General features: G+C 35.9%; 11 protein-coding genes and 4 pseudogenes. 3 read left to right on the top strand and 12 right to left on the bottom strand.

Going from position 1 to position 17,135, the window contains the following annotated elements; all coding sequences use genetic code 11:
• Positions 1-270, top strand: a 270-nt coding sequence (locus ACFIME_RS09865) for a DUF6990 domain-containing protein (RefSeq protein WP_375684877.1), incomplete at its 5' end; no start/stop codon positions are given.
• A gap of 977 nt (positions 271-1,247) precedes the next feature.
• On the opposite strand, the gene ACFIME_RS09860 is transcribed toward ACFIME_RS09865, so the two are convergent.
• From ACFIME_RS09860 to ACFIME_RS09805, 12 genes and pseudogenes are all read right to left on the bottom strand, one after another.
• Positions 1,248-6,227, bottom strand: coding sequence for a DEAD/DEAH box helicase (locus ACFIME_RS09860; RefSeq protein ID WP_375684876.1), 4,980 nt, complete (start codon positions 6,225-6,227; stop codon positions 1,248-1,250).
• A gap of 16 nt (positions 6,228-6,243) precedes the next feature.
• A pseudogene (locus tag ACFIME_RS09855) lies at positions 6,244-6,585 on the bottom strand (helicase); the annotation flags it as partial.
• Positions 6,586-7,139: 554 nt separating this feature from the next.
• Positions 7,140-8,121, bottom strand: a pseudogene (locus ACFIME_RS09850) (DUF3987 domain-containing protein); the annotation flags it as partial.
• A gap of 157 nt (positions 8,122-8,278) precedes the next feature.
• A complete protein-coding gene (locus ACFIME_RS09845; RefSeq protein ID WP_375610964.1) occupies positions 8,279-8,551 on the bottom strand; it encodes a type II toxin-antitoxin system RelE/ParE family toxin in 273 nt (90 codons plus the stop codon).
• A complete protein-coding gene (locus ACFIME_RS09840; protein ID WP_375610963.1) occupies positions 8,548-8,838 on the bottom strand; it encodes a CopG family ribbon-helix-helix protein in 291 nt (96 codons plus the stop codon). Before ACFIME_RS09840 ends, ACFIME_RS09845 begins: the two co-directional genes overlap by 4 nt.
• 111 nt (positions 8,839-8,949) lie before the next feature.
• Positions 8,950-9,651: pseudogene (locus ACFIME_RS09835) on the bottom strand (virulence-associated protein E); the annotation flags it as partial.
• A 97-nt stretch (positions 9,652-9,748) separates the two neighbouring features.
• The gene (locus ACFIME_RS09830) at positions 9,749-9,949 is read right to left on the bottom strand and encodes an AlpA family transcriptional regulator (RefSeq protein ID WP_007347209.1); all 201 of its coding nucleotides are present in this window, start codon (positions 9,947-9,949) and stop codon (positions 9,749-9,751) included.
• A gap of 208 nt (positions 9,950-10,157) precedes the next feature.
• Entirely contained in the window at positions 10,158-11,324 is a 1,167-nt protein-coding gene (locus ACFIME_RS09825) for a tyrosine-type recombinase/integrase (protein ID WP_375684875.1), read from the bottom strand.
• 813 nt (positions 11,325-12,137) lie between these two features.
• The gene (locus ACFIME_RS09820; RefSeq protein ID WP_375684874.1) at positions 12,138-13,130 is read right to left on the bottom strand and encodes a hypothetical protein; all 993 of its coding nucleotides are present in this window, start codon (positions 13,128-13,130) and stop codon (positions 12,138-12,140) included.
• Positions 13,099-13,713: a hypothetical protein gene (locus ACFIME_RS09815; RefSeq protein ID WP_375684873.1), complete on the bottom strand. Its 615-nt coding sequence runs from the start codon at positions 13,711-13,713 to the stop codon at positions 13,099-13,101. Before ACFIME_RS09815 ends, ACFIME_RS09820 begins: the two co-directional genes overlap by 32 nt.
• The gene (locus ACFIME_RS09810) at positions 13,703-15,487 is read right to left on the bottom strand and encodes an MFS transporter (protein WP_375634353.1); all 1,785 of its coding nucleotides are present in this window, start codon (positions 15,485-15,487) and stop codon (positions 13,703-13,705) included. Before ACFIME_RS09810 ends, ACFIME_RS09815 begins: the two co-directional genes overlap by 11 nt.
• The gene (locus ACFIME_RS09805) at positions 15,480-16,133 is read right to left on the bottom strand and encodes a hypothetical protein (protein ID WP_375684872.1); all 654 of its coding nucleotides are present in this window, start codon (positions 16,131-16,133) and stop codon (positions 15,480-15,482) included. Before ACFIME_RS09805 ends, ACFIME_RS09810 begins: the two co-directional genes overlap by 8 nt.
• Between ACFIME_RS09805 and ACFIME_RS09800 the strand changes: the two genes are divergently transcribed.
• Both ACFIME_RS09800 and ACFIME_RS09795 read left to right on the top strand, forming a co-directional pair.
• Complete coding sequence (locus ACFIME_RS09800) at positions 16,113-16,712, top strand: hypothetical protein (RefSeq protein ID WP_375634349.1); 600 nt, start codon at positions 16,113-16,115, stop codon at positions 16,710-16,712. The two genes, ACFIME_RS09805 and ACFIME_RS09800, sit on opposite strands and share 21 nt — an antisense overlap.
• A pseudogene (locus ACFIME_RS09795) lies at positions 16,672-17,035 on the top strand (XRE family transcriptional regulator). The gene ACFIME_RS09800 and the pseudogene ACFIME_RS09795 overlap by 41 nt, the downstream one beginning before the upstream one ends.
• Positions 17,036-17,135: the final 100 nt, after the last annotated feature.

Below are 17,135 nucleotides of genomic sequence, written 5' to 3'. Positions count from 1 at the left end.
TTGTTGGGTGATGCTGAAACCTTACAATCTTATCAGAAAAGTTTTGCAGCAGGGGATCACCTAGGCTTTGACGAGAGCATCAACAAAACCCACCTTGAACGTGCATTAGCTTTAGCCAAAGAAGTAGCAAAGGTGAAGCAAGTGAGTTACGCTTTGATTAAACAGGTGGCAGAAAAGCTTGATGATCCACAAGAGGTTACCAGCAAGGAGCAACCCCGCTCGTGGAAAGAGAAAATAGTCAATTTTATCGGAAAAAAAGACAAGAAATAGCACCTAAAAAATATCAAAAAGATTTCAGAAATTTAGAAAATAAGACGCGCTCCAAAGCCTTGATCACTAGTTGAGAAACTGAAGTGGTGGGGTTCTGATCATGGTTTTGGTGCAAGATTTTAATGAAACAACCTATAAAAAAAGATCTATAAAATTATTCCATAGATTATAAAAATCTCTTTTAATGGGCTTTTGTCTATTTTATCGGTTATGTCAGTTTATTTAACAGACGAATCTTATGATTTTAGTGAGTGATTAAAATGTGCTTTATGAAAAGCATATGATCCTTTAAGCCTTTCAAAAGATAGCTTGTAACTCATAAGAAATGCTATCAAGACCATTCTGGTTATGAGTTTTGGAGGTTTAGGGGGGGTGGGGGTTTTGGAGGTGCTTTTTACGCCCCCCCTTTACATATTTTTCAATAAAAAATAAAAGTCATTATATTTCAATATATTAGCATTTTAGAGATACAATCTATATTAAAACACAACCTATAAATACAACCAACGGTATATTTTTGAAGGTATTTTGAGGGTGTGAGAAACCTTCAAAACCTATAAGTAATATAAGAAAATGAATATATATAACTCTCTTTAAATAAAGCTTTTGAAAACAATAAAGCACTCATTTTAGATTACGGTATAATCTTTTAAAGGCAATGTAAAAAAATCTAACTCTATTTAAGATGGGGTTTCTTATAAATCTTAAAGCAATCCAAATGAGAGTATCTAAAAGTGCAAGTTTTTTCTTTTTAGAATAACGCATGATAAATTATCCTTTTAAGATTATAGGTAATCAACTCACAAGATGATACGTTTAAAGAATTTACAAAAGTCCATTAAAGAGATCTTGATAACGTAATTATTTCCTATCTTAGTTTATCTCATAACAGATGATAAAATAGACTGTTAGTTAAACTAATACATAAGCGGATTTAATAAGATTGGCATGCCCATTATGTGAGCATGCTTTATAAGTTATTCAGTTTCTCTAATCTCTAGTTTTGGTAGGTTCTTAACGATTTTCATTGTCTCTAAACTTATGGTAATAACCCTCTGAAATAACTCTAGAGGGTAGGCAGGGTTGCCAACGGTTTCAACAGCATAGCGATTCGCATCATTGACAATACCACTCTTTTTATCAGTCTTAACGCATTGACGCCCCATAACCCATTCAAGAGCAGGCTTGCCATTGACGATATACTCATAAGCTTCAAGAGGGATATCTGTTATGGTAATATTGCTATTGTAAATAACAGTCGATTTATCCTTTTCCTTACTATTCTTAATTTTTGCGAATTTCATTTCAGTCACATAATAGAATTTTTCGAGATTAGAGATTTCTGTCTGTTTTGGATTACCCTTTTTAAAGATCACGGGATAAGGCTCTACATCTTCATAATTCACGTGCAAATGACCTAGTTCACGTCCTGCTGTTACAAATTTCCAAAAGTCATCAGCACTCTTTACACACGGGATACGAGGCAATTCTTTAGAGAGGTTATCAGCATAACGGGCACGATAATCTTCCGAATGAAGTATACCGTAAACATAATAGAATAGATCATCCTTAGTGATTTTTTCATTAGGATAAGCTGCTTTAAAATGTGCTAATCCTTCATCAGTTATGGCATCATGCCTCTGTAAACCAACAGTTTTGTTTTCCTCTATAGAGTCTGTAAATAAAAGGGTTTGTTTCTCACTTTTACTTTTTGAAACCGTAGCATCTTCATAGATATATCTTGGAAAGCATTGACTATTCTCCATCACTTGAAATTCAGGCACATTCTTAGTCATAATAACAGAAAAATCTTTCTTTGCTCCCGTACCTGTAATTTGTATTACTCTATTTTCAACCGCTTGCCCCATTGGAAATATACATGGAATTTGGGCAACCATTTCATTAAAGGCACGATTGTAATAGAGCCATTGTTGTGTAAAAGGACGATATAGGCTTTGAATAAGGCATGTATCTTCAAATTCAAAAATCTTTCCTTTAGTTAAATGTTTCTTAAGATTAATACTCCAACTAATTTTGCTTTCATCGGCATTAACAAAATTATCTACAGTTTTAGTACGTGTTTTACCGTTATCATGTGTATAAACACCATTAAAACGCTCCACTTCACTATTGTAGAAAGTAATCATATTACTCATATTCTTCGCGAGAGTTTCATTGCTTGCATTGTATGCCCAAGCATCACGATTGGTTTTTAGACCACAAGAATAAATCTCAAACAGTTTTTTACTATGAGGTTTCTTATCACCTAAAGCTAGGAATGTCTTGAAACTGTCATCACGTTGACCAAGCCAATCATTATGCTTATCCGGTATAATTATTTGCCAACCTTGTTTGCTCTGTGTAATACCATCAATGCTACCAAATTTTTTAATTGTCTTAAGCTTTTTTTCTCTTGTGAGATAATCTCCAATATCACGGAAATATATTTTCCCACGCTGTTGAGATTCTGGATTTTTTATGAGAATAGAGATAGCTATGGGAGCCCGTGATCCAGAACCAAAAATCTTACCACCTTCTTTTCGCGAAAGTTCTCCAGAGGTTCGTTGATTACCCCGTAAATGGAAAATATAAAGGCTGCTAAATTCCTTAACGAGGCATTTTCTTAAACCATTTAAAGAACATGCATTAATAAACCCTGCGTTTGTCACAAAACCAATAATACCACAATCTTTTATACGGTCACTAGCCCATCGAATTGCTCGTATATAGCTATCATAAAGTGCTTGCATATTGATTGATTCAGATTGAGCAGCATAAGTTTCACTGATACGATTATCTAATATGGGATAAGGGGTATTCTTCGCATTATCATTAGCACTTTTTTGACCAGTTGAATAAGGCGGGTTGCCGAAGATAACTTCGATAGTCAAATTTTTCTGATGTTCCAAATATTCACTGTTTTCTTTGAGTATACCTTCCATAAGATCTTGTTTTTCAATCATTCGAAACGTATCAGTCAAACCAATATGCTTGAAAGGGATATAATTTCCTTTCATAAGACCATGATAGGTTGCTTCGATATTAATGGCTGCTATGTAATAGGCTAGCAAGACAATCTCATTTGCGTGGATATCATAACGGTATTTATATTCCATATCCTCTGGTTTGATGAGATTGGATTGTAATAGCCGTGTGATAAAGGTCCCAGTACCCGTAAAAGGGTCAAGAATAGAAACACCACGTGATCCTAGACTTTTTCCAAATTCATGACGCAACACATCATCAACAGAATGAATGATAAAATCAACAACCTCAATGGGAGTATAAACAATGCCTAATTTTTCTACTGTACGCGGAAAAGCATAACGGAAAAATTCATTATAAAGCTCTACAATTAAACTTTGTTGTGCTTCAAGAGTGGTAATTCCACGCGTGTAAAATTGTACACTCTTAGAAATATTTTTGAGATCTTGAGATTCTTCTTTAGGAGTAACTTTATCAAGGGCATTGAGTACACGTTGTAAAGCGCAAGATACGGGATTTTCTTGAACAAACTGATGCCCCTCAAATAAAGCATTAAAGACTGGACGCGTCACAAGATGTTGCGCAAGCATTTCAATCGCATTTTGTTCGGAGATAGTTGTATTTAAATTACTACGTAATTCGGTCATAAAATCATTAAACACACGCCGTGTTTCAGTTTCTGATTTCGTCAAAACCTCAGTTAAGCGTGTGATATGAGTTTGAGCAAGATCACCAACATTTATTGCCCATTTTTTCCAATAGCTAGGGTCGTAAAATCTATTAACAATAGCAGCTTTAATGACATCTTTACATTTAGAAAAAAGGGGGAGTTCTCCTTGTTCTTCACATGTGTGAGAGGATTCATAAGTTGCTAACCCAATATTAAGTCCTGAATACTCTAATTTTGAGCGTATAGGTAAATCATCAATAACCGTGGTCGTATCTTCTAACGCAAGTTCTTGAGAAGCAGCAACAATTTCAAGAGCATCGCTTACGTCTTGTTTTTTGTGCATATGGTGAATTATTTTATTAAAGTTATCATCATGAGCACGTAAAGCATTGAGAACTTGCCAGATGACATTATACTTTTGGTTGTTTTCTAAGGCTATTTCCGGCGGAATATCAGCGGGTATCCCAACGGGTAGAATGATATAGCCTCTTTTTTTACCCTCTGCTCGACGCATTACACGTCCGATCGCTTGAATAATCTCAATTTGACTTTTGCGCGGATGTAAAAATAGAACAGCATCAAGAGCGGGTACATCAACACCTTCAGAAAGACAGCGTACATTGGTAAGTACACGACAAGTATTTTCCCCCGCATCTTCCTTTAACCAGTCAAGTTGTTTTGTACGCTCTTTAGCACTAAAGGTTCCATCAATATGGGCAAGGGTACAGTTAAGAGGAGGAGTATCTTTATAGTTCTTATGAAGAGCGCGTAAAGATTCTTGCACTTTTTCTTTTTTGAATCTTTTGCATATGCGTTTAGAAGTATCAATATCTTTGCAAAAAGCTAAAGCTCTACGCATGGGCTTGGGGTCATCTTCAAGATCAAGTTTCAGATCCATTTTGGTAAGGGCTCTATAACAGCCATTAATCTTGGTCCTATCATCGAGAATAAGTTCATAATTCTTATCGGTAATCAGATGTTGAATGGATTGACTTACTTCTTCTTCGTTGACAACTAATATGATAACTTTACAAGGTGATAACAGCTTATCCTCTAAAGCACGTGAAAAGTTGTAAGTGTAAAGTTGTTTGCCATAGAGTTTTTCATTATCCATGGACACCAAAACGTTATTGGATAAGAAAGCATTCCTTTTCAGCTTGTCACTAAAGATCTTTGGGGTTGCTGTCATGTAGAGGCGTTTTTTGCCTCGAATAATGCTATTGTCATGAACCTTGATAAATTCAGATTCATGCTTTTCTGTTCCCAACACAACACCAGTTGTTCTATGGGCTTCATCACAAATGATCAGATCAAATTCAGGTAACCCATGGGTATTTTGTGCATCCGAAATCACTTGGATAGAATGATAGGTTGAAAAGATGACCGTCATTGCATCTGCTAGGTTTTCACAAGCTTCTTTGGCAAGGGCTTTCGCATCTGTTGTAGCAGGGAGAACAAGATCTGATGTTTCCATACCAACAATATCATCTTGATTTTTACGACGCTTGCCTACTTTCGTATCAGAACACACGGCAAAGGAACGCAACGGGATTTGTGCATCGGCTGTCCATTCACGGATTGTTTGCGAGACTAAAGCCAGAGAAGGTACCAGAAACAAAACACGCTTGCCTTTCCCAGCAAGGGTTTCTGCTATCTTCAAACTGGTGAAAGTCTTCCCCGTACCACATGCCATAATCAGCTTGCCACGGTCTGCTTCTTTTAAACCTTCACAGACTTTCTTGATGGCTTCTTCTTGATGGGGACGAGGCTCTTTTGTTGATTTCAGAACAACTTCTTTTTTCGTTGCAAATATTTGCCAATCTATCCGACTGTTTTCCATATGACGAAGGTCAATACGATAAACGGGTATCGCTTGTCCTTTAATCATGGCATTCACATTGTCACTTAATTCCACTTCTGTGCTGTCAACGAGAAGTCGATATTTAAAGATGTCTTTTCCAGATGCCGCGATAAAGCTATCAATATCCTTTTTACTGATCTGATGGTCTGCTTGATAAAACTTACATTGAATAGCCACATATCCCTCTTGATTGCGAAGCTTTGCCACCAGATCAATGCCGATATCATTTTTATTCCAACCTTCACGCTCTTCAGCCCATTCATAATAGGTTTCTACCTTTTCATATCGTCCATAATGGAGAGGGTCATGCATAAGATATTTTGTCACAAAATCTTCAAACACTTTCCCCCGTAGAGCATTTGATGTTGCCTGTTCACGATAGGATTGTAAAAGGGAGCGTAAAGTGAATTGTTCATTATCAGACTTAATAGATTGAAGCATATTGTAATAAAAATNCAGATGCCGCGATAAAGCTATCAATATCCTTTTTACTGATCTGATGGTCTGCTTGATAAAACTTACATTGAATAGCCACATAGCCCTCTTGATTGCGAAGCTTGGCAACCAGATCAATGCCGATATCATTTTTATTCCAACCTTCACGCTCTTTAGCCCATTCATAATAGCTCTCAACTTTTTCATATCGCCCATAGTGGAGAGGGTCATACATAAGATATTTTGTCACAAAATCTTCAAACACTTTCCCTCGTAGAGTATTTGAAGTTGTCTGTTCACGATAGGATTGTAAAAGGGAGCGTAAAGTGAATTGTTCATTATCAGACTTAATAGATTGAAGCATATTGTAATAAAAACCCCTTGCCTTATGAGATGATTAATATTCATTAAAAGAATCAAAACGAATTCAATTAAATGCACTTAAAGCAAATAACGATAAAAATGGGAAAAAACTGCTAAAAAAGCGGATAAATTTTTTTCAAAAGGGGTCTTTAAGGCTGCTTATCAACAGCCCATGACATGGAATAAGATCAGCAAAGTAGTGAAATTTGCTATTCATTTCACGTATTCATCAAGATAAATGTACTACGTTCTTTAAAATATCAGAATGAGTATTTTGATAGGTTTTGTCTGTTTTTAAAACCCCCAAAACACCTACAAAACCCTCTTAGATATATATTAAAAATTGTATTTATGTGTTATGTTTAATATAGGTTGTTTATTTGAAAGATTAACTTATTGAAATATAATAACTTTTATTTTTGACTAAAAAATATATATAAGGGGGGGTAAAAAGACCCCCCAAAACCCCCATACCCCCCCAAAAACTAATGATGGGAAGTGCTTTAAAGGTTCACTGTTATATTGTTTAATGTTTTATAAGATTTCCAAATTGCCTCAGTGTGATGTCTTATGACTTTTCACTAAAGGGTGCCATTCATAACGTATGGTAGGTCGACCGCCTTGGGAGTTATTCTCTCCAGAGATTTCACGAATATAGTTACAACGACATAAAAGCTCTAAAGCTTGCTTAACGGTTTGATTGTCTGTTAAATATTTCCAATCACGTTTATAAACATCCCTTGCTATAAAAACATCGGGTAAACAATCACAGCGTTCAACAATTAATTTTGCACGCTCTGCTGTTAATGTATCCCCCGCCGCATAAAGTCTTTTGACATGACTTAACAGATATTTTTCCCAACGCAAGGCTGTTGTAATGGCATAGAGACCAATTTCTAAACCACCACTATCAAGAAGTTCAAAAATTAACGCAAGGCTTGCTATGGTCTTTGGCATTTTTAAAAGATGCGATTGTAAGCTTTCTGAGTGAGTACCTCCTTTTGCCTCTTTATGAAGATGCTCGAACCATTCATAAAACTTCACTTGTGCTTTAGGAGAAAAACGCATAATCAGTGGTTGTTCGGGAGAACCTAAGCGTTTATCACGAAAAGAGCGAAATACCCCTTCATACTTTTGCCAGACCTCTTGATTGGGCGGTTTATCAACCAATTGCCACTCTTTGATTGTCATCGGGCCAGACAATCATTTGAAAGCGTTGCAATAAACCGTCATCGTTTATTCCACGGTGTATGGCTTGAATGAGCGGAATAATGCGTGAAGGTTGAATGCCTCCAATCATGGATAAAGTGACATAAGGGATAAAAATGGTTCCACGCTTTATACGGTCATAAGTAAATTGATCATCGCCATTAAAAGCTGTTAATTAAAAGGCGCGGTCTGATTGATATTCCTTTCTTTCTAGATTGGCTAAAAAGCCAGCCAATTCATCACGCACCATTAAGAGACCACGGGGGTTTTCTTTTAAGAGTTCCCCAAGCTTTTCAACAGACACATCATTGACAATAGTGTCATCTTCATTTTTACGAGTAGAAACTAAGCGGTGTGCAAAGTGCATTATGCAATCATATTCGCAATATTAGAAAAATAATAATTTATCATTATTTACTGATACGGAGCGCAGTATTGTAGAAAATAATTTTCTTCAATTACAAAATAAATAAAAATACAGTTGATTAAGGAAATTTTTTCTTTGTATGGAGCACACGTAAAATACGCACAACGCCATTTGAAATATCATAAATCATGATATAATTTGGATGTACAATAAGTTCACGTGTATTTACAATTCGTCCTAAACGACCAAGGGTAGGAAATTTAACAAGTTTTTCTACTTTTTCAGATAAAAGTTGATCAAACTTTAAGGCAGCGGAAGGATTATCTTGTGATATGTATTCACGTATCTTTTTGCGGTCAACGTGTGCTACTTGTGTCCAAATTAGCTTCATAAAGTTGATCTATCTAGTTTACTTTGTGTCTTTAAGCGCCATTCTTTTGCTTCTGCTTCGATTTCTTCAGAAGACATTATATCACTTGCATTAGCAGAATTTATCCCTAATTGAACTTGTTCCCGAAACCATAAATCGTATGCACTTTTTTCTTTTTGTTCTTTTACGATATCGCGCATATAATCGCGCAATAATTGTGCACCAGATCTATCACACGCCTTTGCTGCTTTGGAAAATTCATTTTTTAATACATCATCGACGCGAAAGGTAAATGTTGTCTCAGCCATTTTACGACCACTTAATGTGTTACAAAGTAGTTCTAATGTAATGTATTTTTACTGTTTCTTCAATAGGTACTATTAGAATAGATATTTTATATCTATTTTGCATTTTCATAGGGTTGAAAGGGACGCCCATAAATCAACGGGCTCTGTTAACAACCCAGACAGTAGAGCCAGACCGGTTTCAATGCCTTCACAAATGACCAGATGTTTTGGATTGGCTTGACTTAAATGCACCCCACCACCCGTTACAGATCCCAACATGGCTTTTGCTGGTTTTTGGTCTGTTTTGCAGCCATTGTCTTTTAAAAAGGTTCTATGAATAGCAAAGGAACCAGCGCCCTTAACAAGAGCCACCAACGCGGGCAGTGTACCCCCAGAGGGGTGTGGACATTTGTCGTAAAAGCGTAAATCAGGAGGCAAATCACATGTAATACCCCGCATACGTAAATAGGTTTCTGCTAAAGTGTTTTTAATTGGTTGGCTTTGTTGCCAAATTGCTTTTGCTCTCTCTGCTTTCCTTTTTGCTTGTTTGAGATCAGCACAAAACTGTTTGGAGAAAGAGAGCGTCTGATCATAAGCTTTATCAAAAAAGGCTTGTTTTCCAAGCAAGCCAATTCTAATAAGCGCTTGTATGATCTCTCTAAAAGAGCAGCCAGCATAACAAGTGAGTAAAAGACGCCCATCATGTCCATTGGCAAGGGATAAACTAGGCAGCCTATCATCATGAGCAGGGCAACGGGCTGTTCCATAACGCCCATGCCAAACCCCGCGCAAGGCACGTGTGATACCTTGCGCATTCTTAAAAGAACACATCATTTTTAATCCTATAACGTTGCGTCATAGGACGGATTGTGCTATCTTTAGAGTGATGAGTTTGAGAAAGCCTTGTCCGTCCTTACGTGACAAGGTTTTTTTATGCCGCGTCACTTTGACGTTGCTGTTTTGCTTGCTCGATGACATTCAAAAGATCCGATTGTAACCAACGGGATAAAAAACCAAATTTTAAAGGTTTTGGGAGAGAGCCATTAGTAACATGACGGCGGAATGTTGAAACACTCATATGAAGCAATTTTGCACTTTCACGGTCTGTTAAAAGAATATCATTTTCTGTCATTCTAAAATCCTTTCATAATAAAAAATAGAAACAAATCATGCCTATTTATTAAGCACATTTTGGTTCATTTTTGAAGGTATTTTATTTATAGAAAACAATATATTATCATATAAATTCTAATGTGATAATTTATGAGTTTTATTGAGAAAGAATGAGAGAGAAGAGAGAGAAAGTTATCCACAGATCATGGGGTTATGCACCCCATATCTTAAGATTGACCAGTGACATAAGCCGCCCATTTATCCATATAGACACGGCGCTGTTCTAAATAATCAGTACGACGATAGGCACGCTCTACTTTACCTCCTACTGTATGACTTAGAATGGTTTCAGCGACCTCATAGGGAGCATCGGTTGTTTCAGCAAGCCAATTGCGTAAACTAGAACGAAAACCATGCGGGCAGGCTTCAAGTTTATTGTCTCTCATATATTTTGCCATACAATTCTCAGCAAGGGGAGCACGACCGGAAAAAGACAGAATGAAATTACTTTTGGAAATACAACGGGCTTGTTTAATCACTTTTAGCGCTTCAGATGATAGAGGTACGCGAAATTCTGTTGTAGCGTCACGCAAACCTTTCATATTCTCAGCAGGAATAGTCCATACATCATCTTCAATCTGATCTTCACGAATATGACGCAAAGGGTTGGTACGAACGCCTGTCAGGATAAGCAAGCGCAAAGCCAGTTGTGTTATGTTTTGTGTTTTACAGAGTAACTGATAAAAGGCGGGAACATCTTTCCAATCCATTGCAGGTCTATTAGTGGTTTTATGACGTTGTTTACCTAAGAGCGCGCGTGCTTTTTCTGTTGCTTGTAAATCAACATCTAACCCTAATGCAGCGGCATGTTTGAGACAAAGATTAAGACGATTTAGTGCTTTCTCTGCTGTTGCAGCTTTTGTATGCCAGATAGGAGCAAGGGTATTGCGTATCTCTGTTTGTGTAATCTCTGAAACGGGCAGACAGCCCAATTTAGGGAGAATATGAAGGCGTAATGGTAAAAACCAATCACAAGCTTTACCGTCACCTTTTAATTCAGCTTTACGGCTTTCAAAAGCATCTAAAGCAATGTTTTTTAAATAATGAAGATTACGCATTGCCTCACGCTTTTGTTTATCGCGTTCTTTAATGGGGTCACGACCCTCATGTAAAACAGCACGCCATTGGTTTGCCAATTCACGGGCTTTTTTTAAAGAGACATGTCTTAAGGCGCCCAAGCCCATTTCACGGCGGCGCCCGTGAAGGGTATACCGTAAAATCCATTGAGCACCTCCATCTTTACGCTTATGAAGAAGCAAGCCGGCACCATCATTATATTTGCCAACTCCCAATGTTGCGACAGATCTTGCATTAAGACGGTTCATAAGAGCCATTTTTTAATCCTTTCTTATACAAATTTGAGTCCACACACTCATCCCACTTGTTATATGCAAATGAGTGATTTTAATTGATGCAACATAAACAGCTTTGAAATGAGAGAATCTTACGTTATTCGGGACTCTCATTCAATATGAATAACGATAGATTATCATTATAAATCAATGCCTTGTATGACGTTGGTGATGATCTCAAGAGAAAAGAAAAAAACCTTACGATAATAGGAGTCATTTGGGAGTATTGATGGTATTACGTGAATATCAGCTACAATATCATCTGGATTTATATTACTCGTAATTGGCATTTTGGATGCATGGCTCATTTGTTCTGCGAATTATTGGACTTGAATGTTTAATCTATAAAGCCCAGTATTGATGATATTAGAATAAAAGCCATCTTGATTTGTAAGTTTAATCGAATGCAAATTGAGAACATTCGATATAATAACAAGCGTATGCTTCTTAGCTAGCCCCTTTTAAGTAAGATAATAAGTCCACCTGCCATACTGTTTTGATTGGGGTTGAGCTCAGCTTTATAATAAACATCAAGCTTAAAAATACCGTTCGCTTATTTTGAGTTATATCAAACTGAAATACCTATAATTCTTTCTCATCAAAAATCTTGAATAAAAAAAGGCAAGTTGCTGCTTAAATTACTGCTAATATCAAAAAAATCAAAGCCAATTTTGCCACCATCTTTGACACTTTTAGTATATAAGATCCCGATACATGAGACAAGCACCATATCGTTCTTCCATCGGTATGTCCTATATCTATTCACGAAACATAGCTGATTCAGAGTGGGAAATACTATATATTTGTAGCAATTTCTTTTAATTTATTCATATCAAAATACAAATCCGATACCTTTTGGCAAAATTTATCAAGATAAATAAACAATTCATCAGAGAGAGATATCTTTTTTTCTCGAATTCTCATTAAATCCTCAGTTTTATTATTTAACGGATGCGCTTCAAAATTACTTGCACGATTTCCTGCTAATTTGGTAGGCATATAATGATTTATGATGTTACAAAAACTACAATCTAAAGGTCCTGAAACATTACTTCCAACCATACCAACGTAGTTATTTTTATTCTCAAAACACTTATATAATTCTTTAATATTACTTGCAAATGGCTTATAGACAAAAGCATTATAGCCATATTCGTGAATTTTTTCATAACCATATTTCACGAATGTCTCATCAGCGATATTTAAGAAACCCAAATCTGGAATTTTTGAAGGAAATTTCACAGGCTGTTCTATTCCAAACAAATTATTCTTATCTATCCTATCAATAAAATAATTCCACTGCTCAAAATTAATACTTGCATTGAAATCAATAATAAATTTTACATTTTTGTTTTCATTAACAATTGCAATTGTATCATCCAAATACTGATTCGATGATTTCAATTTTATCAAATCGTAATTACGTATCTCATCATCAATAATTGCACCTATTCCTATCGTTTTAATAGATTTCATTAATCCAGAATTAATAATTTTAGCCATTTCAACTTTTTTAAAAAAATCTTCCAACCCAAAGAAATAGCTTAAAGAATTTACAAAGTGTTTACTTCTATTTATTGATCGTTCATTTATAGATTTTATAAAATCGTCCGGCATTTCTCCGTGACTAGGTGACAATGGCAACTCCATAGCAAAGGGCGAAATAACTTTATCCTGAGCAGTAAATAAAATTATCAGTTCTGTTTTTTCAACTAATACACCAGAAGAACTGTGAAAAGAATCCGATAGTTTATATTTATTGGTGTAAACTCTGATGCGTATATCCATATTTTATCTCACAGCCAGAAAAAAAATCCCGTATCATATTTAACTGAAATGTATTCTCATACTTTTTTCTATTTTCAAAATTAAATAAAATGAACTCGGGAGTAGCGATACGTATTAGAGCTAACACTTCTGCCAAATCGAATCTCTCCGATAAAGTAATCGTCACACTATATGGTACGCTATCTTTTTTCATACATTCTATGTTACGCACCCACGTTTGTTTATATTTTTTACTGTCTAGATTTCTTATCTCTGAAATAACATCTGTGCCTATTTGTATCCCTAAAAAGAACGGATTACTCTTTAATAGCTTCAAATATGGTTGAATATAGATGTGCCCCCCTGTTGCAATCCGAAAATATTTTTTACAAATGAGACACATACAAGTATATTTATGAAGTAAATCATAATCGAGCTCAAAAGGCTCTCCACCAGAAAGAATAATAAAATCAGATTTTATGTCATTTATTGTATATAAAGATTCAGGCAACGCGTCATCTCTCACCATACATTCCATCGAATACGGACAATGATTGCAGCTCGCACTGCAATTTTCATTACAAATTACAATATTATCGCCCATGAAATTCCTTATTCAAGTTCATATAATCCAATACTAATTGTTTCATGAAAATATTTTGGTATAGACAAAGATCAGAAATTTTTTTAGCCACAAACGCTTTTATCATTGGTAAAGCTTCATCCTTTGATATAGACAGCAAATGAGAAATATAGTCTATCCGTTCTTCTAAATTGAGAGATAATCTTGGACTGGTGAAAAATGTTAAGATATCCAATTCCGGACTGGCTTCTTGACATAAATCCCAATCCACTACCATAAAAGAACTATCAGGAGTAACAATGATATTATCAGGATGTAAATCTCCATGTGATAAGATTATATTTTTGCTTAATCGATCTTGAAAGATCTTATTGATTTGATCAATAATCGCCTTTTGATGTAGCAAATCCATTTGACTCAATACAGTACCCCGGATAAACTCCCATTCGACTACTTCATCGCAAAGTGTTATCAAATTTGGTGCAGGATAGAGACTTTGTCGAAAAGAGCCATCCTTGATGTTTTCATTAATGCACGATGCTTCCGGATAAATTTGCCCATAGCAAAATTCTTGATGCTTGCGTTTCAAGAAATGTTGTTTTGACGATTGTGCATTTTCAGGCTGTAACCAAATGATTTCTTGTTTTCTGACAAAAATAATTAAAGCAGACACCCCAAAAATCACAGCCATAACCACTGCCAACCACAAATTAGCTTGCCAGAATGTTGAAAAAATATGACCGTATAAAAAACTGAATGCAAAGGATACAACAGCTGTAATAATGGCTGTAAATGATAAAACAGTCGCGATAGCTTTGGGATCAAGCAGTGAATTTATAAGAAGAGACGACAGATAAGATCGATAAGCAGATTTAAAAACACATAGCAGTAAAAATCCTAATATAAGAGCCGCAATGATTTGAAATGACATGAGAAAAAAAGCAATGGTTACCATACAACCAATCATTAAGACGGGAAAAATAGGATTTTGAAACTTTGAAAAATACTTCTGAAACAATATATTGGAACTTGCTGAAAAAAAATTCCCAATGATAAAAATAATCGAAACCAAAATAGCAGGTTGAAATGGCAAAAAATCAGAAAATGCGATAGAAACAGTTCGATTATTAACCAAAATAGCAAAAGCTGAAACTGCACTTAAAAAAATAAGAGTGAAGCGATAAGGATTTTTGACTTCTTTACGGCTGGCGCACATAACTGTGAAAATACTCGGATGAGCGTTGATATGAAAACTATCTAATCCCTTCGTCAGTTTTGAAAACATAAAAATAGCAAAAATTAATGAAAGGACTTGAAAAATCACAGGCAATGCAGGATGCACATAATAAAGTATTCCTCCTAAAAAAATAAGTACCGTTGTCACACTATAGGTAACAGCAGCCACTTCGGACTTAACGGAAAACAGTGTGCGATGCTTTGGTACTACAGAAAAGAGTAAACTATCTTCCGCACCTGAGAAACAAGCGGCTGCTAATGTAATACACAACAAATAAGTGGCGTAAGCAAAATATGCATAATTCATAAAAAGAGCTAAAAAACCGCAAAGAAAGAAAAACAGCCCAGTATAAATAACGCGCTTACTTCCATAAACATCTGACAATAAACCCAAGGGGACTTCTAAGATCAAAGGAAGCAATAAAAAATAACTACCGATTAAAACAATATCCGCTTGCGACAAATGCAATTTTTCCGACAAAAAAAGTGGTAAAACAGCAACCACTAGAGCAGTAGACTTGCTAACACTATAAATCTTAAATTGCTTAACCTTATCCACAAAACACCTTCCCACGACATCCGCTACATGCGCCAGATTCTTTCAAAGATTTTAAAACGCTTTGAGCAGACCAATCTATTGCCCCATAATTTTGTAGATTCCCAAAAGCTTCTGAATAAAAGCAATTTTTTAAATCTCCATTATAGTCCAATACCAAGGATGAAAATGGAAATAAACACATTAACGGCGACGAAACGTACGTAGAATTCTCGCCTAAGTAATAATTAATACAATTTACAAAATTTTGTGACGTCCATGAGATTTTCCTTTCTTGGAACTTTTTATCTATATAAATCTGGAGGGGGGATTCTTTCCTTGATAATTCATCTCTCAAATGAAAAAGTGAAGCGTTTGGCGGAAGAGTTTTGTTTCTTAAAGCCTTAGATCGATCCTTTGTATTATTTTTTCTAGAAAAACTAAATGACGACGTATCGAGCGGGCTGAATCCGATATAATCGACATCTTTGCTTATACAAAAATCGATAAAATTAATAATATTTTCTAGAATCTCTTTGGTAACTGTCGCTCTTATTCCTATACTTTGCAGAGGTTGAAGATTCTTAACTGTTTCAATGTTTTTCCACACGCGATCAAATTTATTCGCCCCCCGTATATCATAATATCCTTGGACACTAGTCGAATCCATAGAAATAACAATTTCTTTGAAGATCATCCGTTATCGGGTTATCAAGCGGGGGATATTCTCCCTGATTCTGTTTGGTGTTTAAATCACTATCCGAGGAGTGATCCAGAGGGAATGGTTTACGATCCGTGGAAGAATATTTGGGTTGATATTTATCTTCAATCAGGGACAGATGAAAATACGAAGTCTGCCTATGGTGTTCCGATTACAACCAATCGTAGCTATTCTGACCATCACGTGGATTTTTCGTCTGTTAATAAGAGATTTTTGACGAGTGATGAGTTCGCGTCTTGCATGTATGGAATCAATTCGGGAACCAGTATTATAGGCAATAAAGCGCCTTCTCCCAAAACGTCTGGAGGACACGTTGATACAGAAAATCGTCGTATGATTTCGTATATCGGTTGTGAGGATGGTTGCGGTTATGTGTGGCAATTTTTGTCTGGTTGTTATCCCGTGACGAAATGGCATACAGGGGAACAAGGAAGCAGTTTACGTGTAGACGTAAATGTTATGTTGGGAGGAGGCGATTGGTCCGGTGATGCTAGTAATGGTGAATTTGCGCGGAATTTTGCGCATTGATCACTCCGAACGCCTCTTAGATATGGCTAAGAAATTAGACATATCTGTAGGATTTTTATCTTCTGTCGAGATTGGCAAAAAATCTGTTCCTGTAGGACTGGAGGAAAAGATCATAGAGCTTTATGGTTTATCAAGAGAAGGCTTTACTCTTAAGAAAAGCAGCCTATGCTTGTCGCAAAACTTTTACAATCAAGACTTCTGATCCGTTGAGGCGTGAAGCTGTTGGTGAGTTTGTTAGAAATTTAGAGAATTTTTCACAACAAAACTTAGCAGAATTAAAAGACCTTCTTGAGAAAGTTTGCAAAAAAAGAGGCGTCCTATAGAGATAGGTTGAAAAATCCTATTCCCTCACTTTTATTTACGCGTCCCTCACTGTACAAAATATATGGAAAATCAATAAATTATTTTGGATAAAAAAGAGCA

Origin of the sequence: Bartonella sp. AP1QHHD (genome assembly GCF_042196265.1) — a bacterium.
GTDB lineage: Bacteria > Pseudomonadota > Alphaproteobacteria > Rhizobiales > Rhizobiaceae > Bartonella.
The sequence above is the reverse complement of the archived record's forward strand: the minus strand, read 5'-3'. Positions and strand labels throughout refer to the sequence as shown.